The sequence below is a fragment of the Nocardioides sp. genome (genome assembly GCF_964229035.1).
GTDB lineage: Bacteria > Actinomycetota > Actinomycetes > Propionibacteriales > Nocardioidaceae > Nocardioides.
The window spans coordinates 1-24,094 of the sequence record NZ_CAXRAZ010000061.1; the positions used below are offsets into that span (position 1 = coordinate 1).

General features: G+C 70.9%; 18 protein-coding genes and 1 tRNA gene. 8 read left to right on the forward strand and 11 right to left on the reverse strand.

Going from position 1 to position 24,094, the window contains the following annotated elements:
• Nucleotides 1-208: 208 nt before the first annotated feature.
• Nucleotides 209-715, reverse strand: coding sequence for a cell division protein CrgA (locus ACERUN_RS18040; protein WP_370291485.1), 507 nt, complete (start codon nucleotides 713-715; stop codon nucleotides 209-211).
• A 104-nt stretch (nucleotides 716-819) separates the two neighbouring features.
• Here ACERUN_RS18040 and ACERUN_RS18045 point away from each other — a divergent pair, with 104 nt between their 5' ends.
• Nucleotides 820-1,623 carry a DUF881 domain-containing protein gene (locus ACERUN_RS18045; RefSeq protein WP_370291486.1) on the forward strand — a complete coding sequence of 268 codons (804 nt, stop codon included), beginning with the start codon at nucleotides 820-822 and terminating at the stop codon, nucleotides 1,621-1,623.
• 38 nt (nucleotides 1,624-1,661) lie between these two features.
• Here the strand turns inward: ACERUN_RS18045 and pknB are convergent, their stop codons facing one another.
• The 7 genes from pknB to ACERUN_RS18080 form a co-directional block, all read right to left on the reverse strand.
• Nucleotides 1,662-3,566 carry a Stk1 family PASTA domain-containing Ser/Thr kinase gene (gene pknB / locus ACERUN_RS18050; protein WP_370291487.1) on the reverse strand — a complete coding sequence of 635 codons (1,905 nt, stop codon included), beginning with the start codon at nucleotides 3,564-3,566 and terminating at the stop codon, nucleotides 1,662-1,664.
• The gene (locus tag ACERUN_RS18055; protein WP_370291488.1) at nucleotides 3,566-5,119 is read right to left on the reverse strand and encodes a serine/threonine-protein kinase; all 1,554 of its coding nucleotides are present in this window, start codon (nucleotides 5,117-5,119) and stop codon (nucleotides 3,566-3,568) included. The genes pknB and ACERUN_RS18055 overlap by 1 nt, the downstream gene beginning before the upstream one ends.
• Nucleotides 5,116-6,627 carry a peptidoglycan D,D-transpeptidase FtsI family protein gene (locus ACERUN_RS18060; RefSeq protein ID WP_370291489.1) on the reverse strand — a complete coding sequence of 504 codons (1,512 nt, stop codon included), beginning with the start codon at nucleotides 6,625-6,627 and terminating at the stop codon, nucleotides 5,116-5,118. Before ACERUN_RS18060 ends, ACERUN_RS18055 begins: the two co-directional genes overlap by 4 nt.
• On the reverse strand, nucleotides 6,624-8,024 hold the full coding sequence (locus ACERUN_RS18065) for an FtsW/RodA/SpoVE family cell cycle protein (RefSeq protein WP_370291492.1): 1,401 nt from the start codon (nucleotides 8,022-8,024) through the stop codon (nucleotides 6,624-6,626). Before ACERUN_RS18065 ends, ACERUN_RS18060 begins: the two co-directional genes overlap by 4 nt.
• Before the next feature lie 72 nt (nucleotides 8,025-8,096).
• Nucleotides 8,097-9,476, reverse strand: a complete 1,380-nt coding sequence (locus ACERUN_RS18070; RefSeq protein WP_370291494.1) for a PP2C family serine/threonine-protein phosphatase — start codon at nucleotides 9,474-9,476, stop codon at nucleotides 8,097-8,099.
• Nucleotides 9,477-9,977: an FHA domain-containing protein gene (locus tag ACERUN_RS18075; protein WP_370291495.1), complete on the reverse strand. Its 501-nt coding sequence runs from the start codon at nucleotides 9,975-9,977 to the stop codon at nucleotides 9,477-9,479.
• A complete protein-coding gene (locus ACERUN_RS18080; protein WP_370291496.1) occupies nucleotides 9,970-10,743 on the reverse strand; it encodes an FhaA domain-containing protein in 774 nt (257 codons plus the stop codon). Before ACERUN_RS18080 ends, ACERUN_RS18075 begins: the two co-directional genes overlap by 8 nt.
• 283 nt (nucleotides 10,744-11,026) lie before the next feature.
• On the opposite strand from ACERUN_RS18080, the gene ACERUN_RS18085 reads away from it, so the two are divergent.
• Nucleotides 11,027-11,110, forward strand: a tRNA-Leu gene (locus ACERUN_RS18085).
• 373 nt (nucleotides 11,111-11,483) lie between these two features.
• Here ACERUN_RS18085 and ACERUN_RS18090 read toward each other — a convergent pair.
• A complete protein-coding gene (locus ACERUN_RS18090; protein ID WP_370291497.1) occupies nucleotides 11,484-13,409 on the reverse strand; it encodes an AAA family ATPase in 1,926 nt (641 codons plus the stop codon).
• A gap of 159 nt (nucleotides 13,410-13,568) precedes the next feature.
• On the opposite strand from ACERUN_RS18090, the gene ACERUN_RS18095 reads away from it, so the two are divergent.
• From ACERUN_RS18095 to ACERUN_RS18115, 5 genes are all read left to right on the forward strand, one after another.
• Nucleotides 13,569-14,108 (forward strand): helix-turn-helix domain-containing protein, encoded by a 540-nt coding sequence (locus ACERUN_RS18095; protein ID WP_370291498.1) that lies wholly within the window; start codon nucleotides 13,569-13,571, stop codon nucleotides 14,106-14,108.
• A 35-nt stretch (nucleotides 14,109-14,143) separates the two neighbouring features.
• Nucleotides 14,144-14,734 (forward strand): PIN domain-containing protein, encoded by a 591-nt coding sequence (locus tag ACERUN_RS18100; protein WP_370291499.1) that lies wholly within the window; start codon nucleotides 14,144-14,146, stop codon nucleotides 14,732-14,734.
• A gap of 860 nt (nucleotides 14,735-15,594) precedes the next feature.
• A complete protein-coding gene (locus tag ACERUN_RS18105; RefSeq protein ID WP_370291500.1) occupies nucleotides 15,595-15,993 on the forward strand; it encodes a hypothetical protein in 399 nt (132 codons plus the stop codon).
• 307 nt (nucleotides 15,994-16,300) lie between these two features.
• Nucleotides 16,301-16,645 (forward strand): helix-turn-helix domain-containing protein, encoded by a 345-nt coding sequence (locus tag ACERUN_RS18110; RefSeq protein WP_370291501.1) that lies wholly within the window; start codon nucleotides 16,301-16,303, stop codon nucleotides 16,643-16,645.
• 44 nt (nucleotides 16,646-16,689) lie between these two features.
• Nucleotides 16,690-17,928: a type II toxin-antitoxin system HipA family toxin gene (locus tag ACERUN_RS18115; RefSeq protein ID WP_370291521.1), complete on the forward strand. Its 1,239-nt coding sequence runs from the start codon at nucleotides 16,690-16,692 to the stop codon at nucleotides 17,926-17,928.
• Nucleotides 17,929-18,007: 79 nt separating this feature from the next.
• Here ACERUN_RS18115 and ACERUN_RS18120 read toward each other — a convergent pair whose 3' ends face one another.
• Both ACERUN_RS18120 and ACERUN_RS18125 read right to left on the reverse strand, forming a co-directional pair.
• Nucleotides 18,008-19,003 (reverse strand): LLM class F420-dependent oxidoreductase, encoded by a 996-nt coding sequence (locus tag ACERUN_RS18120; protein ID WP_370291502.1) that lies wholly within the window; start codon nucleotides 19,001-19,003, stop codon nucleotides 18,008-18,010.
• Between the two features lie 81 nt (nucleotides 19,004-19,084).
• Nucleotides 19,085-20,662 carry a sulfatase-like hydrolase/transferase gene (locus tag ACERUN_RS18125; protein WP_370291503.1) on the reverse strand — a complete coding sequence of 526 codons (1,578 nt, stop codon included), beginning with the start codon at nucleotides 20,660-20,662 and terminating at the stop codon, nucleotides 19,085-19,087.
• Between the two features lie 321 nt (nucleotides 20,663-20,983).
• Here ACERUN_RS18125 and ACERUN_RS18130 point away from each other — a divergent pair, with 321 nt between their 5' ends.
• Entirely contained in the window at nucleotides 20,984-23,959 is a 2,976-nt protein-coding gene (locus ACERUN_RS18130; protein WP_370291504.1) for a fibronectin type III domain-containing protein, read from the forward strand.
• The last annotated feature ends 135 nt before the right edge of the window (nucleotides 23,960-24,094 follow it).

A 24,094-nucleotide genomic window follows, 5' to 3' on the forward strand; every position in this document is an offset into this window, starting at 1 on the left:
CCCCCCCCCCCCCCCCCCCCCCCCCCCCCCCCCCCCCCAACCCCCCAACCCGAGCGCCGCCGATTTCCCCAGGGTTCTCCACCGATGTGGAGAACTACACGCATGTCATTCATCCCCAGCGGTGGAAAAGCCTGTGGAAAAGCAGCGCCGCCGGCGTCCTGTCGAGGACGCCGGCGGCGCGTTGCAGCAGCGGGAGAAGGAGAAGCGCCTACTCCCAGCGCGTGGCGAAGGTGAAGCCGACGGCCATGAAGCCGATGCCGACGAAGAGGTTCTTCTGGCCGAGGTCGTTGAAGATCGGGACGTCGCTCGGGTTGTCGCCGGTGAGGAAGATGTAGAACACGCAGATCCAGATCAGCCCGACGATGAAGCAGCCCAGCATCGCCGCCACGACGCCGCGGCCGCGGCCCAGGGGCGTGGAGGGGTGGGCGGCGACGACGAGGCCGAGGAAGAGCGCGATGAAGCCGAAGAGGTAGTTCTTGCCCTCGAAGTCGGCGATGAAGCCCGGGCCCGTGGGCTGGTTGGGCTTGCCGGCCGAGTTGAGGCTGCCGAAGCCGTCGGTGGGGCGCACGCCGATGTAGTAGTAGGCGATCCAGGCGATGCCCGCCACGATCAGCAGCAGCGCGATCACGAAGCGGGCGCTCACCGCCGGTCCCTGGACGGGGTCGGCGAAGGGGTCGCTCTCCTTGCTCTTGGACAGGCGGGGCAGCTTCGCCACGTCAGGGCTCCTCGGGTCGGATACGTGCGTCGGGGGGCGCGTGTCGCCCCGCCGGGCGGAGTGTACGTCGACCGGCGGTGGGCCGGTCATGGACACTGGTCAGTATGACGGGTTCGCACGCCGACCACTCGACCGGCCAGGGCGGGGGCCATGCCCCGGGCCAGGCCGAGCGGAGGCGACCCCTGGCGTGGCGGGTGGCCACGCCGGCCGTAGTGCTGCTGTGCGGCGGCCTGCTGGCGGTGTCGGCGGCCAACAGCGACGGCACCGACCTGCGCCCCGGCCGCTACACCGACCTGGCGGGCCTGGTGAAGGCGGAGGCGCAGGACTACCAGCGCGTCGAGCGCCGCTTCACCTCGCTGTCGGCGGAGGTGGACCGCCTCGGAGCCGGCACCGGCGACGAGAAGGTCGTCGAGGCGCGGCGCTCGGCGAACCAGCTGCGCGACCCTGCGGGCCTTACGCCGCGGCGCGGCCCGGGCGTGCGCATCACTCTCTCCGATGCTCCCGAGGATCTCCTCGACGCCGCAGTGGCGGCCAAGTCCGACAACCTCAACCGCTACGTGGTGCACCAGCAGGACATCCAGGCCGTGGTCAACGCGCTGTGGAACGGCGGCGCCAGCGCGGTCACGATCGCCGGGCAGCGCGTCATCTCCACCACCGGCATCAAGTGCCGCGGCAACGCGGTGCAGCTGCAGGGCGTGCCCTACCCGCAGCCCTACGTGATCGAGGCGGTGGGCGATCCCGCCGTCCTCGAGGCCTCGGTGGACGCCGACCGCCTGGTCGCCGGCTACCGCGAGGACGCCGCCGACCCGCTCATCGGCATCGGCTGGGCGATGGAGGGTCGCGACGACGTCGACGCCCCCGCCTTCCGCGGCGTGATCGACCTGCAGTACGCCCGCCCGCTGCGCTGAGCCCGGCACCCCTCGCGGGAGCCGGGCGCAACCCGGGGTCAGGGAGTCGGCGTCGCGGAGGGGGTCGGCACCGGGTCGAGCGGGTTGAGCGGGTCGGTGCCCTGGCTGACCTCGGTGCCGTCGGGGATGCCGTCGCCGTCGGAGTCGGGGTTGTTCGGGTTCGTGCCGCGGCTGGCCTCGTCGGTGTCGGAGAGCCCGTCGCCGTCGGCGTCCGGCGGCGGGGTGGGCTTGACGTAGGTGGAGACGAAGAAGACGACGTCGGCACCCTGGTCGCGGGTCTCGCCGGGGTTCGGCACCTGCTCGGTCACGCGGCCCCTGGGCTGGCTGGAGTCGGTGGGGTCGGCGTCGCGGGCCACCGGGTTGAAGCCGGCCTCCCTGATCAGCTGCTCGGCCTGGGCGCGGGTCTTGCCGCGCACGTCCGGCACCTTCTCGGGCCCGTCGGAGACGCACAGGGTGATCTGGGTGGTGGTGTCGATCGAGGTGCCCGGCTGCGGCGTCTGCTCGACCACCGTGCCGCGCGGGTCGTCGGCGTCGCACGGCTTCACGGTGATGTTGCCCTGGCGCACGTCGGACTGGGTGAGCGTCGTGACGGCGGCCTCGCGCAGCTGGCCCGTGACCGAGGGCATCGGGAACTCGCACGCTCCGGTGGAGATGGTGAGGTTCACCGTGGTGCCCGGAGCCTTGTAGTCGCGCGCCCCCGGGTCCTGCTTGACGATCCGCCCGGCCTCCTGCTGCCCGCTGCACTCCGAGGCGGAGCTGTCGACCTTGAAGCCGGCCTCGCCCAGCTGCTGGCGGGCGTCGTCCAGGGTCAGGCCGATGACACCGGGCACCAGCACGTCGGTGGGGGTGTCGTCAAAGAGCCTGGGCAGCACGAAGGCGCCGAACACGATCAGCGCGACCAGCACGGCGGCCAGCACGGTGTAGAGCGCGGCGCGGTTGCGGCGGTCGTCGTCCGCGCGTCGGCGGCCGCCGGAGGTGGTGGCCGTCGCGGCGGTGGGCTGGACGACGGGCACGGGCGCCACCACGGCCGTCGGCGCGGTCACGGGGCCGTCGGCCGCGGCCTGCACCGGCCGACCGGCGAGGTAGCGCTCGATGTCGGCGCGCATCTGCGAGGCCGACTGGTAGCGGTCCTCGACGCGCTTGGCGAGCGACTTCATCACGATCGCGTCGATGTCGGGGGTGAGGTCGTCCTCGTGGCGCGACGGCGGCACGGCGGGCTCGCGCACGTGCTGGTAGGCCACCGCCACGGGCGAGTCGCCGACGAACGGCGGGCGGCCGGTGAGCAGCTCGTAGAGCAGGCAGCCGGCGGAGTAGACGTCGGAGCGGGAGTCGACGGTCTCGCCGCGGGCCTGCTCGGGCGAGAGGTACTGCGCGGTGCCGACCACGGCGGCGGTCTGGGTCATCGAGGACTGGGCGTCGCTCATCGCGCGGGCGATGCCGAAGTCCATGACCTTCACGTCACCGGCGGGGGTGAGCATGACGTTGCCGGGCTTGATGTCGCGGTGGATGATCCCGGCGCGGTGGCTGTAGTCGAGGGCGGAGAGCACGCCGCTGGTGATCTCCAGAGCCCGCTCGGGCAGGATCTTGCGGCCCTCGCGCAGGATGTCGCGCAGCGTGCGGCCGCCGACGTACTCCATGACGATGTAGGGCACGATCTCGGTGCTGCCGTCGGGCTGGGTGGTGCGCTCCTCCCCGGTGTCGTAGACCGACACGATCGAGGGGTGGTTGAGCGAGGCCGACGACTGCGCCTCCCGGCGGAAGCGCGCCTGGAAGGTGGCGTCGCTGGCGAGGTCGGTGCGCAGTCGCTTGACCGCGACCACGCGCCCGAGGCGGGTGTCGGTGCCCTTGCGGACCTCCGCCATGCCGCCGCGCCCGAGCAGCTCGCCGAGCTGGTAGCGCCCGCCGACCACGGGGCCGGTGGTGCCCTCGCCGGTGTTGGTCATCAGTTCCCTCCGGGTGCTGGGGGAGTCGCGTTGCCGGCGCCCGGACCGCCGTTGCCGGGCCCGCCGTTGCCCGGGCCACCGTTGCCGTTCCCGTTGCCGTTGTCCGGCTGCTGGCTCGGCGTCGGGTCGGGGGTCTCCTCGACCACGGGACCCCAGTAGAAGACGGTGATCTGGTCACCCTCCTCGAGGGTGCCGTTGCGCGAGAAGCGCGACACGGTGCCCTCGTCGCAGGTGCCGTCGTTGGGGGTGTCGTCCTGCTCCCAGGTGACCTGCAGACCGGCGTCCTCGAGATCGTTGACCGCGCGCTGGTAGTCCTCGCGGCACGCGTAGTCGTTCTCGTTCACCTCGACCGTGGTGGGCTCGGGCGGCGCCGTCTCGCTGGGCGTCGGCTCGGCGCTCGAGCTCTGCTCGGTGGGGGTGGATGCGGCGCTGGTGGGGTCGTCGGCGGCCGTGGTGGCGTCGTCCTCGCCGTTGTTGAGCAGCAGGGCCGCGGCGAGCACGCCGCCCACCAGCAGCAGCACGAGGGCGATCGCGAGCGGCCACGGGGAGCGGCGACGCTCTTCCTCCTCCTCGCCGGCGTAGGCGGTGGGGGAGTCGAGACGCTGGAACGGCGCGGTGCCCGGCACCGGCACCGGCGCGGGGACGACGGGGGGCAACACCGAGGTCGCGGGCATCACCTGCGTGGCGGCACCGGTGGCCGGCGGCGGGCCGACGGAGGGATCGCGCAGCGCGGCCGCGAACGCCGCACCGTTGGCGTAGCGCTGCTCGGGCTCCTTGCTCAGCGCGCGGGTGACCACGCTCGCGAGGCCGGGCGGCACGGAGGCCGGCAGCGGGGGGACCGGCTGCTGCAGGTGCGCCAGCGCCGTGGCCACCGGTGTCTCGGCGTCGAACGGACGACGGCCGGTGAGGCACTCGTAGGCCACCACGCCGAGGGCGTAGACGTCGGAGGCCGGCACCGCCGGGTTGCCGCGGGCCTGCTCCGGGCTGAGGTACTGGGGCGTGCCCATCACCGAGCCGGTGCGGGTGAGCGCCACGGAGTCGGCGGCCCGCGCGATGCCGAAGTCGGTGATCTTGACCTGCCGGTCGGGCGTGACCAGCAGGTTGGCGGGCTTGACGTCGCGGTGAACGATCCCCGCGCGGTGGGCCACGCCGAGGGCGTCGGAGGCCTGGGCGAGGAGGTCCTGCACGACGGCGGTGTCGAGCACCCGGCCGTTAGCGGCGGCACCGGCGAGCAGCGCCGAGAGGGGCTGACCGTCGACGAGCTCCATCACCAGGTAGGGCGGGAGGACATCCTCCTCGCCCGCGCCGTAGTCGTAGACGCCGGCGATGCCGGGGTGGTGCAGCGCGGCGGCGTTGCGGGCCTCGGTCTCGAAGCGGCTGCGGAAGGCCGGGTCGTCGGCGTACTCGGTCTTGAGCACCTTCACGGCGACCTGGCGGTCGAGGCGCGTGTCGGTGGCGCGCCAGACCACGCCCATGCCGCCGGTGGCGATGCGGGAGTCCAGCCGGTAGCGGTGCGCGGTGTCGGCGAAGCCGAAGGGAGTCTGGTCGTTCACTGCTTCAGCACCGCTTCCATCACTGCCTTCGCGATCGGGCCACCGAGCTGGCCGCCCGCGATCTCCTTGCCCGGTGCCTCCTGGATCATCACCGCCACCGCGACCTGCGCGTTGCGCGCCGGCGCGTAGGAGACGAACCAGCCGTACGGCGGGGCGCCCTCGACGCCGCGCTGGGCGGTGCCCGTCTTGCCGGCCACCTGGACGCCGGGGATCGCCGCCGGCGAGGCGGTGCCGTTGTCGACAGTGGAGACCATCAGGTCGGTGACCTGCTGGGCGGTGCCGGGCGACACCGCCTGGCGCAGCTCCTCGGGCTCGGTGGTCTTCAGCACCTCGAAGGCCGCCGACTGCAGCTCCTGCACGAGGTAGGGGCGCATCAGCTTGCCGTTGTTGCCCAGCGCGGCGGCCACCATCGCCATCTGCAGCGGCGTGGCCTGGACGTCGAACTGCCCGAAGCCGGTGCGGGCGGTCTCGGCGTCGTTGAGCTCGCGCGGCGGCTGCTTCACGCCGTCCACGGTGTCGACGACGCTCTTGGGGTAGATCGACACCGCCTGGTTGGTGAGGTCCTTGAGGTAGTCGCTGTTGAAGCCGAACTTCTCGGCCTGCTCGCGCATCTTCTCCGGCCCCACCTTGACCGCCATCTTGGCGAAGGCGGTGTTGCAGGAGTCCTCCATCGCGGCGGCGAAGGTGATCTGCGCCGGGTTGCAACCCACGCGACCCTCGTTGTCGATGACGTTCTGCTCGCCGCGGGTGCCCGGCGCCTGCCAGGTGGCGCCCGCGGGCACGCGGTCGTCGGCCTGGTAGTCGCCGTTCTCGATCGCCGCGGCCGCGGTGACGACCTTGAAGGTCGAGCCCGGGAAGAGGCGGGTCTGGATGGCGCGGTTCAGGAGCGGCTGGCGGTCGTCGGCCTCGAGCCGGTTGTAGGCGGCCTCGCGCTCCTTGGCGTTGTGCGAGGCGAGGTCGTTGGGGTCGTAGCTGGGGTAGCTGACCATCGCCAGCACCTTGCCGGTCTTCGGCTGGATCGCCACGACGGAGCCCTCGCCGTCCGGGCCGACGGTGTCGCGCAGGGCGCGGTAGGCCGCGCGCTGCGCCGCCGAGCTGAGGGTCAGCACGACGTTGCCGCCCTGGTTGGTGTCGCCCTTGAGGAGGTCGACGAGCCGGTTGACGAACAGCCGGGGGTCCTCGCCGGAGAGGATCTCGTTCTGGCTGCGCTCGATGCCGGTCTGCGAGCCGAGCTGCAGGTAGCCGGTGACGGGCGCGAACACCTGGCGGCCGGGGTAGACCCGCTGGAACTTGTACTGGTCGTTGCTCGGGTCGCTGCGTGCCACGGGGTTCTCGCCTACGAGGATCAGCCCTCGCTCGCGACTGAACGCCTCGGTGACGACCCGCACGTTCTTGGGGTCGGTGTTGTAGTCGTCGGCCTTGATGAACTGCAGGTACGTGGCGTTGGCCATGAGGGCCAGGAACAGCACCATGCAGAAGATCGAGACGGCCCGGATCGGCTTGTTCACCGCACGCCTCCCTCTTCGGTGACGACCCGCACGATCTGGGTCTGCTGGTCGTCGGGGTCGTCGGCGTCGTCCTCGAGAGCGGGCAGAGGACGACGCGCCTGGTCGGAGATGCGCAGCAGGATCGCGATGATCACCCAGTTGGCCACCAGCGACGAGCCGCCGTAGCTGAGGAACGGCGTGGTGAGGCCGGTGAGCGGGATGAGACGCGTGACGCCGCCGATCACCACGAAGACCTGGAGCGCGAAGACGGCCGCGAGGCCGGTGGCGACGAGCTTGCCGAAGCCGTCGCGCGAGATGAGAGCCGCGCGCAGGGCCCGCTCGACCACCACGCCGTAGAGCAGGAGCACGGCCATGACGGCGGTGAGGCCGAGCTCCTCACCGATGGTGGCCATGATGAAGTCGGACTCCGCGTAGGGCACCCGCTGCGGGGCGCCCTCGCCGAGGCCGCGGCCGATGAGGCCTCCCCACGCGAAGCCGTAGAGCCCCTGCACCAGCTGGAAGCTGGCGCCGGAGGGATCGACGAACGGGTGGAGCCAGATGTCGACGCGGTTCTGCACGTGGCCGAAGAGCCGGAACGCGACCGCGGCGCCGCTGAAGAACATCAGCGCGCCGACAACGATCCAGCCCGGTCGCTCGGTGGCCACGTAGAGCATCACCAGGAACAGGCCGAAGAACAGCAGGCTCGAGCCGAGGTCGCGCTGCAGGATGAGGATGCCGAGGCTCACCACCCACATCGACAGGATCGGGCCGAGGTCGCGACCGCGGGGCAGGTCGACGAAGAGCACGCGTCGTCCGGCCAGGGCGAGGGCGTCGCGGTGGACGACGAGGTAGCCGGCGAAGGTGATGACGAGGAGAACCTTGGCGACCTCGCCGGGCTGGAAGCTGAAGGGGCCGAGCGCGATCCAGATGCGGGCGCCGTTGATGGTGCGCCCGATGACGGGCAGCATCGGCAGGATCAGCAGCGCGATGGCGCCGAGACCGCAGGTGTAGGTGAAGCGCGCAAGGTTGCGGTGGTCGGGCAGCACGATGAGCGCCACCACGAAGAGGACGACGCCCAGCGACATCCAGGTGAGCTGCTGCGGCGCGAGGCTCTTGTCGTTGGCGAGGTCGAGGCGGTGGATCATCGCCAGACCGAGCCCGTTGAGCGCGGCCACCACGGGCAGCAGGACCGGGTCGGCGTAGGGGGCCACGACCCGCACGACGATGTGGGCGGCCACGATCAGCACCGTGAGCCAGGTGCCGTAGCCGACGAGGTTGGTGGGCACCTCGCCGTTGACGCCGAGACCCACGGCCGCGTACGCCCCGATCCCGACGGCCAGCGCCAGGATCAGCAAGAAGAGCTCGGCGCCCCGCCGACGGCGGTGCACGAAGCCCATCAGGGCGGAGTTGGTGGCCATTGTCCTATCCGTTGCTGTCGTGGTGGCGGCTGTCGGTCGCGGCGAGCGGTCCGTCGGAGGCGGTCACGGTCCTCAACCGGCGGAGGTGGCCGAGGGTGACGGGGTGGGCGTCGGCGTCGGGCTCGGATCGATCGGGTCGCCCGGACGCGGGTCGTCGCTGCCGGCGTCGCGCCCGAGGTTGTCGAGGGTGTTCTGCGCCTCGGGCAGGCCGTCGACCTCGATGCCGTCGCTCACCCGCGTCTGCTCCACCTCGCTGAGGTCGGCGAAGCGCAGGCTCGAGACGCGGTAGACCTCCGACAGCCCCGGCACCTGCACGCCCCGGTAGATCACGACGCGATCGCCGTCGCGGCCCACGTAGTACTGCTGCTGGCTCCACCAGTAGGCCGCCGCCCCACCCATGCCGAGCAGGCCGAGCACCACGGCGAGGGCCGAGAGTCGCCGCGCCAGGCCGAAGCGCCGCGGCGGGCGCGGGGCGTAGCGCGCGGCCTCAGGGTCGAGGATCGGGTCGCTCGGGATCGCGTAGTCGACGCCCTCGGGGATCTCGGCGGTCACCGGCTCCAGCTCGCCGGTGTCGCGGTGGCTCCTGAAGAGAGGACGACGCCGCTGCCGCGGGTCCGCTGCAGCCCCCACCACCTGGGCGTGCTCCTCGGCGGGCAGCGTGCCGGCGGCGGCGACGTCGGCGACCACGCACGTGACGTTGTCGGAGCTGCCCGCATCGAGGCTGGCACGCACCATCTCGGTGGCGCTGGCCTCGGGCGTGCCGGTGGCGAGGATCGCGGCGATCTCGTCGTCCTCGAGGACGCCGCAGGCGCCGTCGCTGCACAGGAAGAGCCGGTCGCCGGGCACGAGCTCGAGGGCGAAGAGGTCGGGGTCGACGTCGTGGATGCCGTCGAGGGCCTTGAGGATGAGGTTGCGGTGCGGGTGGACCCGCGCCTCCTCCGGGGTGATGCGGCCCTCGTCGATGAGGCTCTGCACGAAGGTGTGGTCGTTGGTGAGCTGCGACAGCTCGCCCTCGCGGTAGAGGTAGGCCCGCGAGTCGCCGACGTGCGCCAGCGCGAGGCGTCCGCCGTCGAAGAGGGCCACCGTGGCGGTGGTGGAGGTGCCGTTGAGGCTCTGGTCGGCGTCCACCTGGGCGCCGATGGCCACGTGGGCCTCCTGGATGCCGTCGCTGACGCGGGCGAGCAGGTCGACGGGGCCGGGCGGCTCGTCGAGGTGGCGCAGCTCGTTGACGGCGGTGGAGGAGGCGATGTCGCCGCGGGCCGCGCCGCCGACGCCGTCGCACACGGCGAGCAGCCACGGACCGGCGTAGCCGGAGTCCTGGTTGTCCTTGCGCACGCGGCCCACGTCGGAGACGGCGTGGTAGGCCAGCTCGAGCCGGGCGCGCGCGGTCGCTCCGGGCGACCCTGCGGCGCCGGTGCCGCCCTGGTCGTCGAGGGGAGTCGATGCCGACATCTACTTCCTCAGCTCCACGATGGTCTTGCCCACCCGGATCTGCGAGCCGAGCCCGATGGGCACGGCCTGGGTGAGGCGCTGGCTGCCGAGGTAGGTGCCGTTGGTCGATCCGAGGTCCTCGACGTACCACTGGCCGCCGGAGCTCACGATGCGCGCGTGGCGGGTGGAGACGTAGTCGTCGTCCAGGCGGATGGCGGCGTCGTTGCCACGGCCGATGAGCACCGGGGCGAGCGCGAGGTCGGCGACGATGCCGGTGTTGACGCCCTGGACGACGACCGCCTGCGTGGGCTGCCCGCGCTTGGGCGAGGGCGCCTTCGGAGCCTTGCCCGCCTTTGCCTTGCGGGGAGTCTTGGCGGGCTTGGCGCCCTTGCCGGCGGCTGCGGCGGTGGGCACCCGAGCGCCGAACATGTCGGAGCGGATCACCGAGATCGCCGAGAGCACGAAGATCCACAGGATCGCCAGGAAGGCGATGCGGATGAGGAAGAGGGTCAGCTCAGACACCGGTGCCTCCGTTCATGGCGCCGCTGGGGCTGGCGGCGTCGACGAGGCGCAGCACCAGCGAGGTGTGGCCGATCTGCACGCGCGAACCGTCGCGCAGCACCGCGCGGGCGACCTTCTGCCCGTCGACGCGGATGCCGTTGGTGGAGCCCATGTCGTGCACCTCCACCTGCAGCGGGCCCTCGCCGGGGGCGTAGGCGCCGCTGCTGTCGGTGGTGACGAGGAACTCGGCGTGGCGCCGGCTGACGCCGGGGTCGTTGATGCGCAGGTCGGCCTCGCTGCCGCGGCCCACCACGAGTCCCGGCGCCTGCAGCGGCTGCCGCGTGCCGTTGACCTCGAGGACGGCGCGGGTGCGCTGCGCGCTCGGACGGGCGCTGGGCCGCGCCTGGTTGCTCACCTCGGCCTCGGCGTGGCTGCGCACGCGGAAGCGGCCGGTCGTGAGGTCGTCGGCTGGCTCGAGCGCGATGCGCACGGGACCGGGGAAGACGTAGGCCTGGTTGGCGGCGTGCTCGTCGAGCTGCTGGCGCAGCTCGGCCTCGAGGGCCGAGTCGAAGCCCGCCATGCGCTCGAGGTCGCCGGCCGAGAGTTCGACGACGAAGCTGTTGGGCACGATGCGGCGCTGGCGTGAGAGCACCTGCGCCTTGTTGTCGAGCTCGCGCTGCAGGGCGGCAGCGATCTCGACCGGCTGCACGGCGCTGCGGAAGGTGCGCGCGAAGACGTTGCTGATGGCCTGCTCGAGCCGCTGCTCGAAGCGCTGGAGTCCGCTCACGTGTCCCTCCTCTTCTCCGTGTGGTCGTCGACGGCCGCGGTGCCCGTCTCCTGATCAACGTCGGTGACCCCACGGTGGTGCCCAGGACGTCGCGAGGCATCCGCGTGGGATGCCCCACCCGTGGGCAGGGGTCCCCGCGATCGTATCGGGGGCGGTGCTCCGCACCCGGGACGCGGCGTGCCCGGTCGGGTCGTCGCCGCTGTCCCGCGGATGTTGTTCGGGCGGTGGTTCGGTGGGGTTTTGGGTGGTTCGGCGCGACTGGGCTAACCTTGCGGGGCTTCACGCGCGAGTGGCGGAATAGGCAGACGCGCACGGTTCAGGTCCGTGTGCCCGAAAGGGCGTGGGGGTTCAACTCCCCCCTCGCGCACGTGAGTGACCGGCCCCGGGTCTCGGACTCGGGGCTTTGTCATTCTTGACGTCGCCCGGTCGGGGTCGGTATGCCCGATGTTTAGTTGCCGCCGTTGCCGCGGCGTCGTCCTCCTCGTGTGGGTATGCGTCGTCGTCTCAGTCACCTAAGTCGCGGCGGTAGGCGCGGGCGATCAATCCGTGGCAGCTTTCTTGACGCGATCTGCCAGTACCCCGTGCACCCCTCGGGGTGCACGCCCCTGGGAGAGGAGCGCCGAGAGCTCTTCGCTCGACTCATCAACGATGGAGGAGGGACAGCCGGTATGCATCTCCGGCCCCTTCGTGGGCTCGGACATGACGAACTCGCCGTGCCAGCGCGATCGAGGAGTCCTCAGTTAGCCCTGCGGCGGGAGGGCCGCGGTGATGGCCGCGATGAGAGTGGCGAATCGCTCAATGGTGGCTGGCGACAGGGCATCGAGGGAGCCCTCGAGGTTGCGAAGGAAGTGCGCGGCGACCTCGCCGTGATCGAACTCCTCCTCGGCTCGGGCGATCCGCTTCACGATCCGGTCGGTGCCCTTGAGAGTGGTCATCTTGACCTTCTTGCCATACGTGGCGTTGTAGAGGTCGAGGTACTCCTGCGGCTCGAAGAGGTCCTCGATGTCCGCGCCGGGGACGGTGCAGTAGGACGCGATCGACAGGATGCGTGCTTCCTTCACCCGGCCGGCGGCGATCGAGTTCTGGATCCGCTGGTCGCTGGTGTTGCCGTCGAGTAGGACAACGACGTCGAGATGGGTGCCGAGAAGCGCGAGGAATGTCGGGATGTTGGTTGCGCCGCCGGCAGGGATGAGGCGGCAGTCGATCGGGAGTCCGGGCTTGCCGTTGCTGGTGAGGTGGCCCGAGATCGCGGTGAGGTAGATGAAGTCTGAGACACCTTCGACGAGGACGTTGCGTCGGCCGATGAAGAGGTTCTGAGCGATGTCGTAACCCAGGGCGGCCTCGAGCGGGAAGAGGGTGTCGGGGTCGGACACGGCGCCAGCGTCGTTGTCGACGACCGTCCCGACCTCGGGGCCGCGGTCCTCGACGACGCGGGCGTAGTTGAGGTGTTCGGAGCGGACCATGAAGGGGGAGTGGGTGGAGTAGAGGACCTGCCGGTTGCGGGCCAGCTTGCTTTCGATCGCGTCCAAGAGGTCCATCTGAGCTCGGGCGTGCAGGGACAGCCCGGGCTCGTCGAGCAGCAGGATGAGGTTCTGGTCGGCCTCGAACTCCAGGAAGGAAGCGAGGAAGGAGACGAACCACTGGAAGCCGGTCGACCGGCGGTCAAGCCGGTTGCTGAAGTCGTGGCGCTGGTCCTCCACGCGGAACTGCAGCCACCGTCGGATCCGCTCGTGTCCCTGGATGGTGTAGGTCTGGGCCTCGATCGCCACCCGAAGCTTGAGGTGGTCATTCTGCTTCCAGTGTTCCCGGACCCGCTTGGTCAACAAGCTCGAGGTGGCCTCAAGCTCGGAGTTGGACTGCTCGTAGTCCGCGTCCTCCATCGACTCTGGCACCGCCCGCGCGATGCGCAGGAAGTCGGCGGCCGCCTGGATGGAGTCGTCTTCGCTGCCCTCGGAGACGGCCTCGATAACCTCCTCGAGGTTGTAACGGCCCCCCAGTTGCGAGTAGGTGCTGAAGTAGAACGTCCGCGGAAGCGCGTCGCTGAGCGCAGCGTCGACGGCGCCCCTCAGACCGCGACCCTCGGCGCCAGTGATATCCCACAGACGCTTGAGGGCGTCACCAGCGTCGGTGGCGAGCGCTGTTGCCTCGGTGTCTTCGGCAGGCGCGGCCTCGGCCAGGCCGCGGAGCGCCTTGATGAGGTCGGTCGAGTTCGCAGGCTTTCCGATCGCCTTGCCCAGCTTGTCGGACAAGGTGGCCACGAAGGCGCCTACGAATGCGCCGTAGTCGATCTGAGCCCCGATCTCGATCTTGTCCGGCTTGGCGTAGGAGCGGGAGGCGGTGAAGCGAGGCGAGGTGAGAACCTCGGCACCGAACCGGTCGGTGAAGGTCGCGACCTCGTCCTCAGTCAACTCGAAGGTCGCGGTGATGGGCACGGCGTCCTTGATCTCGCCGGTGACCTCGTGCTCCTTCTTCAGCCAGCGCGGGTACTCCTCGAGCAGGGTGAGCGGCTCGGCGGCGTTCGCGGGATTGAGGGCATGCAGAGCCTGGAGGATCGCAGACTTGCCAGCCTCGTTCTTACCGACCAGGCAGGTCACGTCGTCGACCTTGACCTCGGTCGAATCGAGCACGTTGCGGAACGTCTTGACGTGAAAGGAGATCAGCCGCACAAGCGGGCCCTTCTCTGAGAGTCCGAGAGGCACGCTCGCTTATCAGTGGTTCGGACGTCCTCCCCGAACCGGGTTCGTGGGTACAGATCCACATCGTAGGGTGTGTACGAACGAAACGAAAGAGCGTATGCTTCTTTCGTAACGAAGGAGTTGGTCACCGTGACATCGCAGGCACTTGAGCAGCACACCTACCTTCCGGAGCAGACCGAGCAGATGGCATCGGTACTGAGCTTCCTCAGAGCACATGAGGATCGCGCAGGTGCTCGGCCGGAGCCTCGCTACTTCCTTGCCGGAGCCGGTGAGTATGACCAGGTGGAGATGCCCGCGTCGGCGCATAGGGTCTTGCTGCAGGTCCTGGAGGCGATGAAGGCCGGGAGAGCCGTGACGGTGGCGCCTCAGAGCAAGCTCCTAACGACTCAACAGGCGGCCGACCTCCTAGGAGTCAGTCGGCCTACGGTGGTGAAGCTGATTGACGCCGGAGAACTGCCCGCGGAGACTCCAGGCACCCGGCGTCGGATGGTGAAGCTTCACGACCTGCTGGCCTATCGCGAGCGGCGCCGTGATGCGCAGTATCGGGCGCTGTTGGAGACCTCCGGAGACTATGCCGAGGAACCCGAGGACACAGAGACGGCCGAGGAACGGTTCCGGCGGATTCGCGCCGAGGTGGCGGCGGAACGGCGGGCACGCGCGGCAAAGTAGAGCGCCTGGATCGTTAGGGCTGAGAGGATGGCGGCGTGTTCGCCGCCATCCTCGACACCTGCGTGCTCTGGCCGAGCGTCCAGCGAGACTTCCTGATGTCGATGGCTATCGAGGGCCTGTACCGTCCGCTGTGGAGCGAGGCGATTCTCGAGGAACTGCACCGCCACGAACAGCGCAAGCTCGTCGACCGCGGCACCGACGCGGCTGTAGCTCTGATCGCAGCCGACAAGTTGCTGAGTAACCTGCGTGAGCATTTCGATGATGCACTCGTAGTCGGCTGGGAGCCCCTAGAGGGCTCCTACGGGCTGCCTGACGTTGATGATGAGCATGTGGTTGCGGCCGCCGTAGTGGGCGGCGCTGGTGCCATCGTGACCGAGAACCTCAAGCACTTCCCGGTCGACTGCGTGCCGGCAAACATCCAAGTCCTCACGGCGAAGGAGTTTGCTGCCAACACGGCCGACGTTAGTCCCGAACTCGCAGCGCGCGCCATCTGCCAGATGTCGTCCCGGCGGACCGGGGAGTCGCCTCACGAGATCGTGCGACTCCTGGTCTCGCGCTACGGAATGGACGAGGTCGCGGAGGTGGTCCTGCCGGTGCTTGACGAGGTGGCCGAACGCCCCACGTAGCGACTGCCCGGGGGCGGGATTCCGAACCGTGGCGCCTGCCTGTGAAGCCTGGCCCGAGCGCCGCAAGGACCGGAGTCGCCCGGCGGCAGCGGCGTGCGCTTGCAAATCTGGGCGGCGACACCCGGCGAGATCGGTTCAATCGACTCCCAGCCGATTGAGCGCTGACGGCAGTGCTGGCGGCACGTGGTTCTGGAGGGTGGTCGACCAGCGGACCCTCGAGGGCATGGACACCTCCGGGCGAGCTCCCGTTCGCCGATTCGACCTCGGACCGGGGTGCGCTGCCTACTGGACCACCGTAGTCGTCCGTGGGCGCTGGGTGCTGGCCCGTTGCCACGACGGACCTGTCGTCTTCGATCTCGACGGCGTGGTGGCGCCCTACAAGCTCCCCGACACCAGGTTCGGAGCAAATCAATGGCACCTTGGCGCCGGTTTCGTGTACGCGCCGAACGTCGGGCCCGACGACTCGATCCAGGTCACTTCTCTCGACGTCGGGCACGAGACGAGTTACGTCGGTAGGGGGGGTCGCTCGCGTCGCCGATGACGATGCTGGCGCGCAATCTTTGGTCTGGTCGGATGCCTTCGGGCGTGTCCACCGCGCCGACCTCGACTGGCTGACCACTCCCCACCTCGGCGCCGACCAGACCGCGCCGAGCCTGGTCGCGACCACGGGATCGGCACGCTACGTGCCTGGCGAAGGAGTGTCCGGCAGCTCGGTTGCACTCACCTTCGGTTGGCGGTTCGACGACCCGTCTCCTCCGCGCGGAGCCGTGCCTGCGGGTGTCGCCTCCTACAATGTCCGGGTCCGCACCCTGAGCCCGACCGGAAGGTTGTCTGCGTGGTCGACGATCCGTTCCGCCCCCATGCAGCGCTCCGTGCGGCGTTCGTACGCCGACGAGTGGACCGCCTGCTTCCAGGTCCGCGCGCGTGACCTTGCCGGCAACCTGTCGGCGTGGTCCCCAAGCCGCTGCACCAGCGTCGACGGACGCGATCCAGAGGTCACTCGGGCGACGATCGATACTTCACGGCTGCGAACGCTCGGCTTCGTCTTCCGTGCCAGCGACCACTTCGGAATCAGCCACTATTCAGTGCGCTACCGCAGGGGGGCGAACGCGGCCCGCTGGATCGCGCCGTCGGAGTGGCGCCACCTTGCCACCACCTCGGTCCGCCTGGGGCGTGACGGAGGTCGTACCTGCTTCGAGGTGACAGCGGTGGACCGGGTCGGCCACCGCGACCGGGTGGTGCGGTGCGTGCGCCGGTAACGGTCAGGCTGGTGCGGCGGCGCGCAGCTCCTCCAGCAGCGGCCCGGCCGCCTCGGCGAGGAAGCGGTCCTGGCCGTCGTCCGCGACTGCACGAGCGCGCGTCGTCGGATGTCTTGCTGGGCTACCGCTCGGGCGAAGGGATGGGGATTCCTCGGTCGGCGAGGCTCTGTTCGGCGCGAACGACGAGTTCGCCGTCGGCCGCCGAACTCGTCGACTGGTTCAACCATCGCCGTCTGCCGTCGGCTGTTTCGCATTCTCGGTGTTCCTGGAAATGTCGCCGAACAACGACAAATGCTAGTGTCGCCGTATGGCGACAGTGCGCGTTCGGAGGGCCAGTGACCTCGGCCCGGCGTTGCGCGACGTCCGCACGGCCGAGGCCATCACCCAGTCGGCCCTGGCCAACCTTGCAGGCGTGGGCCGCCAGTGGCTCAACGCCTTCGAGATGGGCGACAAACCCACCGCCCCGATCGACATGGTCATGCGCGTCGCGGCTGCCCTCGGTGTGAGCATCAACCTCGACGCCAGCCCGAACGCCAGCGGCAAGGCAACTGCGCTCGTGCCCTCCCATGCCACCGAGACAGGTCTCGCCCCCACCGCAGCAGAGCAGGAGGAGGTCGTCGACCTCGACGCGCTACTGGATGACCTGTCGTGACGGCCAGGCATAGGTCCGCAGACGAGTTCGTCCTGCACGTGGTCATGAACGGTCGCGTCGTCGGCGAGGTTCAACGGACCGGCCCGAAAGCCACCCGACTGCGCTACGACACCGACCCCGGCCCGACGCCACTGTCAGTGGCGATGACGGACCGCTCCCAGCGGTACCGTGACAAGGCACTCACCCCGTGGCTCGAAGGACTTCTGCCCGACCGGCCCGAGACGCTGTACCAGTGGCGAAGGCGATTCGGCATCGCTGACGACCTGAGCGCATTCGCGCTCCTGCGTCACGTCGGCGAAGACGTGGCCGGCGCGGCCCAGTTCGTGCGCCCCGACCGGCTCGACGTCGTCCGAGGTGGGGGTGGCGTCCTGAAACCCCTGACCGACGCCGACATCGCCGAGATGCTGCGGCGCGCGAAGGCCAACATGCCCGTCAGCCTCGACGACGACGCCGTCGGCAAGTTCTCCCTCGCGGGCGCCCGAGCCAAGATCGCTCTGCATCGCACCGGCGGCCCCGGCGATGGTTGGTCCGACCCATCGGGCGCCGTCCCGTCGACCCACATCCTGAAGCCCGCCATCCCCGGCATGGACGACCAGGACCTCCTTGAAGCCGTCACGATGCGCACCGCCAGAGCCCTCAAGCTGACGGCCGCGCCGGTGGCCATCGAGGAGTTCGACGATGAGCGCGCCATCGTCGTCACCCGCTACGACCGGCGCCGCACCAGTGACGGCAAACGCTTCGTGCGCGTCCATCAAGAAGACATGTGCCAGGCGCTCGCGGAGTGGCCCGGCCGCAAGTACGAGAGCCAGGGTGGGCCGGACGCCGTCCGTGTCGCCGACCTCATCCACACCACGAGCAGCAGGCCAGCCGAGGACACCCGGCGGTTCGCCCAGGCCCTGATCTTCAACTGGCTCACCTGCGGCACCGACGCCCACGCCCGCAACTACTCCCTGCTGCTGTCCGGCGACACCGTCCGTCTCTCCCCGCTCTACGACCTCAACAGCCACCTCGCCTACGCCAACGGCAGCGGCACAGACCTGTCGATGAGCGTTGACGGCACCTTCCGCGCCACCAGCGTCACCGTCAGCACGTGGAAGCGCGCCGCCAGGGCCCTGCACGTCGACACCGACTGGCTCCTCGCCGAGATCGACAGGCAGGCAGCCGAACTCCCCGCGGCCGTCGCCGAGGCCGCCGCGAGCTCGGACGTCGCCCGCTACGACAGCCCCACCATCGCTCGGCTCGTCGACAACGTCGAGCCGTGGGTGACCCAACGCATCGGGTGAGCACTGCCGCGCTGGCAGGCGCAGGTGCCGCCGTTCTCGAGGCCGAGGACGAGTCAAGAACGGAACGCCGGAAGGCTCGTCAGTCGGGGGCTGCCGCGCGCAGCTTCTCGAGCAGCGGCCCGGCGGCCTCGTCGAGGAAGCGGTCCTGGCCGTCGTCCCCGATCTGCACGAGCGCGATGTCGGTGAAGCCTGCCTCCCAGTAGGCGCTGACGGCCGCGACGACGGCGTCGAGGTCGGGGCCGCAGGGGATGGAGTCGGCGACGTCCTCGGGGCGCACGAACTGGGTGGCGCCGGCGAAGCCGGCCGGGGTGGGGAGGTCGGCGTTGACCGACCAGCCGCCGGCGAACCAGCGGAACTGCTCGTGGGCCTTCGCGATCGCGGCGTCGCGGTCGGGGTCCCAGCAGATCGGGATCTGCCCGATCGCGCGGGCAGAGCCAGTCGCGCCGATCTGCGGGGCGCCGTCCACGCCGTTCCAGCTCTCGACGAGCGAGGACTTCGGCTCGACGGCGATGAGGTGGTCGGCCAGCGGTGCGAAGCGCTCGATGCCGCGGTCACCGGCCACGGCGACGCCGATGGGCACGCCCTGTTCCGGCACGTCCCAGACGCGCGCGGAGTCGACCTGGAAGTACTCGCCGCGGTGGTCGACGAGGTCGCCGGTGTGGAGCGAGCGGATGATCTCGATGGCCTCGACGAGCATCGCCTGGCGGTCCTGCACCGCCGGCCAGCCCGCGCCGACCACGTGCTCGTTGAGGTTCTCGCCGCTGCCGAGCCCGAGGGTGAAGCGACCCTCGGCCAGGATCTGCAGCGTCGCGGACTTCTGGGCCACGACGGCCGGGTGGTAGCGCAGCGTCGGGCAGGTCACGTAGGTCATCAGCTCGACCTGCGAGGTCGCTTGTGCGACCGCACCGAGCACCGTCCACGCGTAGGGGGCGTGACCCTGCTCGGTGAGCCAGGGGGAGTAGTGGTCGCTCGAGACCTCGAAGTCGAAGCCGGCGTCCTCGGCCGCCTGCGCGTAGCGCACCAGCTCGCGCGGCCCGCTCTGCTCGGTCATGAGGGTGTAGCCGAACCTCGTCATCGCACGTCTCCTGCTCGCTGTGGCACCGACGTCGACCGATACCCGCTCCACCGCCGAGCATCCGCGCCCGGGGTGCGGGGGTCAGCGGCGGGCGAGGCGGCGGGCCGAGCCGGTGGACGACGGAGCGACCGTCGTGTCCGGACCGCTGAGCGACGAGGCGTCGTGGAGGTCCTTCGGTGCGGTGTCGCCCGCGCAGTCGCGGTAGCGCAGCGTGAGCTGCGCCAGCGTGGCGCGCACGTCGGCGTACTCCGGGAGGTCGGCGAGGTTGCGGATCTCGAACGGGTCGGTGGACCGGTCGTAGAGCTCGGCGCCGCCGCGGCGGTACTCCACGTAGGTCCACGCGCCCACGCGCAGGCCGGCGAAGATCTCCCGCGCCTCCTTGCGGGCCCCGACCGCCGACCACGCGGCGATGGGGACGACGCGCACCTGCGGCGCCGCGCCGACCAGCGGGCGGATGTCGATGCCGTCGTGGGGCCGGGCGGGGGGCACGCCGGTGGCGGCGTACACGGTGGCGGCGAGGTCGGGCACGGTGACGGCCGTGTCGACCTCCACCCCGCGGGGCAGGCCGGGGCCGCGGAGGTAGAGCGGCACCCGCAGCGCCTCGTCGTAGTGGAAGCGCTTGCCGTTGAGGTTGTGCGGCCCGATGGCGTAGCCGTTGTCGGAGTGGAAGATCACGAGCGTGCGGTCGAGCTGCCCGGAGCGCTTGAGGGTGCGGAACAGCGCTGCGACCGCGCGATCGAGGCCGCGCGCCGCCTCGATGCGACGCCGGTAGACGATGCCGAGGGCCCGCTTCTCCAGCGCGTCGAAGCGCTGGGTGTTCGCGGGCGCGTGCGCCGGGACGGTGGGGTCGCCGTCCGGGAAGGAGTTCGGGAACAGCGGCAGCGGCACGCGACGGTAGCGGTCGCGGTCCTTCGGCGCCGGCACGGTGGTCTCGAAGCGACCGGCCGGGCTGTCGGGGAACAGCGTCTGCGGATCGCCCGGCCCGGCGGGGCCGCCCACGTGCGGCGCCACGTAGTTGACCCAGGCGAACCAGGGGCGCTCGCCGCGCTCGGCGGTGATCATCTCCTGCGCGTGCCGCGTCATCACGTCGGTGGTGTAACCGCGCGAGCGCTGCACGGCGCCGTTGATGTTCATCAGGGGGTCGAAGAAGTTGTAGGTGGACGGGTCGACCGTGGCGCGCCAGTCGGTCCAGCCCCGCGGCACGTGCGTGCGGTCCTCGCGCCCGTAGCCGTTGATGTACTTGCCGGTGAAGAGGGTGTCGTAGCCCGCGCCCTGCAGCGCGGTGGCCAGGGTGTCGCGGTCGTCGAAGGCGATGAAGCCGCCGTTCGGTCCGTTGACGGTGCGCGCGCCGTGGTTGTGGGCGTACTGCCCGCTCAGCAGCGAGGCCCGCGACGGCGCGCACAGCGGCGTGGGTGCGAGTGCGTCGCTGAACGCGACGCCGCCCCTCTCCATCAGCCGCCGCACGCGCGGGAGGTAGGGCATGTCGATGCTGGCGAGGTCGTCGATCGTGATGATGAGGACGTTGGGCCGCTCGGTGCTCGATGACGGGAGGGCCGCGGCGGGCGGCGGGGTCGCGCGGGTGGAACCGTCGGCCAGCGATCCGAGAGCATCGGCATCGAGGGGGAGGGCGATCCGCAGATCGCGAAGCCGGCGCGTCATGGTGACTCCCTAAAGACAGTAGTTCACTCAACTTTATCAGTAAACCGAACAGAAGAGTCCCATGGGCTCGCCGGATCGCCCCGAATGCCCCGCCGCGACCCACGCAGGACTGATCGTTCGATCAGTCCTGCCCCGGTGCGTGAGCGCGCACGACATCTCCCCGAAATGGGACTTCGGCTCATCTGGCGCCCGATCTTCGGAATCGGCTGCGGACCGATGCATCGATGGTGCTGAATGACCCACGCGTCTGCTCCCAGGCGCCCGCGTCGGCATCTCGGCTCTGCATCGGTGCGCGATCAGCAGTTCACACAGGGGTGACACATGGGGTTCTCGATCAGGTTCTCGACCCGCAGGACGACGGCCGCGGCCGTCGCTGCGGCAGCCGGTCTCGCCGGCCTGGCGGCGGTGGGTGGGGCATCGCCCGCCGGGGCGGCCGCGGCCTGCCCGACCAGCTTCTCTCTCGACGGCAACGTCTGCGTGCTCGATCTCGAGTACGCCGGTAAGCAGGAGACGTTCACCCTCCCGTCGTCGGTGGGCGACGTGACCGTCGAGGTGGCCGGAGCCTCGGCCGACAGCCTCGGCACGAGCGGCGGCAAGGGCGGCAAGGTCCGCGGCGTCCTCAAGGGCGCCGGGGGCAAGGAGCTGGTGTTCGTGATCGGCGCGCCCGGTAACTACGCGACCAGTGGGCGAGCTTTCGGCGGCGGCGGCGCGAAGGGCGTCAACGCGGGCGACCAGACCGGCGGCGGCGGCACCTTCCTCGGCCTGACCTCGACCAAGACCATCGTGGCCGCCGCAGGCGGTGGCGGCGGCAACAGCGGCAACCCGGCTGCGGTCGGCGGCAACGGCACCGGGGCACCCAAGCCCGAGATCTACTACAGCAAGACCCGCGCCTCGCGCGCGGGCACCTCGACGGTTCCGCCGGACTTCGGCACCGGGCCCGCGACGATCACCTCCGCGGGTGCCATCACCCCGGGCCTGGGCGGCAACGGCGGCGACCCCGGGGTCTCCGCCGGTCAGCGCCTCGGCGGCGGTGGCGGCGGCGGCTACTTCGGCGGCGACGGCGGCGTGCAGTCCCTCGCCAGCACCGGCGGCTACGGCTACTCCGCTGGCCTGACCGGCTCGATCGCCACCGAGTCGACCCTCGGGCTCAACAGCGGGGTGGGCTACATCCGCCTCACCACCGCTCCCCAGGTGCCGGCCGCCACGGCGCCCGGCTCGCCCACGGGCGTGTCGGCGGTGGCCGGAGCGGCCTCGGCCACCGTGTCGTGGACGCCGCCCGCCTCCGACGGCGGCTCGCCCATCACCAAGTACGTCGTGGTGTCCTCGCCCGGCATGAACCGCTGTGAGACCACCGGGCCCACCCAGACCTCCTGCGTGGTGCCCGGGCTGACCCCGGGTACGTCGTACACCTTCCAGGTGGGAGCCCTGAACAGCGTCGGCGGCAGTGTGCCGTCCGCGCCCTCCGCCGCTGTGACCCCGCTGTCCGCGTGGACCGTGACGCCGGAGCCGCTCGCCAGCGGCCCGTCGCCGTACGGCCCCAACGGCGTCGCCGGAGCGGCCATCGTCGGTATGCTCGGCGTGCCGGGACCGGTCCAGAACGCCGAGCAGGCCTACCAGTGGCAGGTCTCGACCGACGGCACCGCGTGGACCGACGTGTCGGGCGCGTCCGGAGTGGTGCGCGCGAGCGCGGGCAGCACGTCGTCCGGTGGACCCGGTGGGTTCCAGATCACCTTCCCGCCGGTTCCCCCGCCGCCGGTTCGGCTCGCCAACGCCGTCCAGGGCTCCTACTACCGACTCGGCGTGACCTACAAGGCCAGCGGCTACCCCGACGTGACGAAGTACTCCACCGCGGTGGGGCCGGTGCTCGGCACGTTCAGCTTCACGGTGACGCCCTCGACGACCGCACCGAAGGCGGGTCTGCCGTTGACGGCTCAGGTCAGCGACGCCACGCAGGGTGACGTGACGTACTCCTACCAGTGGATCGACGCGACCGCGAACAGCTCGATCTCCGGAGCGACGAGCGCGAGCTTCACCCCCACCGCCGACCTGATCGGCAAGAAGCTCAGCGTGCGCGTGATCGGGAAGAAGACGGGCTACACCGACACCTCGGTGACCGCCAGCGCCGGAGTCGTGGCGAAGGCGACCACCGTCCCCGGCGCCCCCACGGGCGTGCAGGCGGTGGCCGGCGACGGCTCCGCGACGGTGTCCTGGCTGCCCCCGGTCTCCGACGGCGGCACGAGCATCACCCAGTACACGGTCACCGTGGTCGGCCAGGACACGGCGCTCGACCTCCTCCCGCCGTTCACGCCGGGCTCCGACGGCCGACTCTCGCTGGCGGTGCCCGACCTCATCAACGGTCAGGCGTACACCTTCACGGTCACGGCCTCCAACGCCGAGGGCGTCTCGGCGGCGTCCGAGGCATCGGTCGCCGTGACCCCCGCGGTGCCCGCCGTGGCACCGCAGGTCACCACGCAGCCCAAGGATGCCGACGTCATGGACGGCCGCGTCGCCGAGTTCACCGTCGAGGTCAGCGGCACCCCGGTCCCGACCGTCACCTGGGAGCGCTCGCTCGGCAACGGCCCGTGGACGACGCTCACCACCGCCGACTCCGCCACGCTCAGCGTGACCGGATCGGCCCAGGTGGACGGCGCCCGCTACCGCGCGGTCGTCACGAACTCCGCCGGAACCGTCCGGTCCGAGGCAGCCACCCTGCGCGTCTCGCGCCTGCTGCGGGCCCCGCAGAACCTGAAGGCCGTGCGCGGCGACGGGACGGTCTCGCTCACCTGGGCGCCGCCGTCGGTCGCCAACAACCCCCAGCGCCCCACCGGCTACGTCGTCGTGCAGACCACGGCCGAGGGCTCGAAGACGGTGTGCCTGGTGCCCGGGGGAGCCACCCTCGGGTGCACGGTGGAGGGCCTGACCAACGGCAAGCTCCACACCTTCTCGGTGGCGGCCGTGAACGGCGCCGGTGCGGGCCGCACGGCCTCGGTGAAGGTGGTGCCGCTGCGTGCGGTGACCTTCACCGCGCAGCCGGAGTCCGTCACCGTCGCGGCCGGTGGGTCCTTCTCGCTGAGCGCCTCGGTCGACGCCGACCCGGCCCCCAGCCTGCGGTGGGAGGTCAAGGGCTCCGACGGCAAGTGGCGCAACGCCGGCAGCGCGGTGACCGGCACGTCGTCCACGCTGACGGAGAAGAAGGCCCTCCTCGCGCGCAGCGGCTGGCAGTACCGGCTGAAGGTGTCGCAGCCCGGCGCGAGCGTGGTCTACAGCCGCGTCGTGACGGTGACCGTCACCAGGTAGCGCCGAGCGGGACCGGTCCCCCGGTCCCCGCCGCGGAGGAGCTCCGGCCCCCGATCCGACACCAACCCCAGGCCGGATCGGGGGCCGGTCCCGTTCGCTGCGCCACCGACGCCGCGCGGTCATTCGCCCGGATGT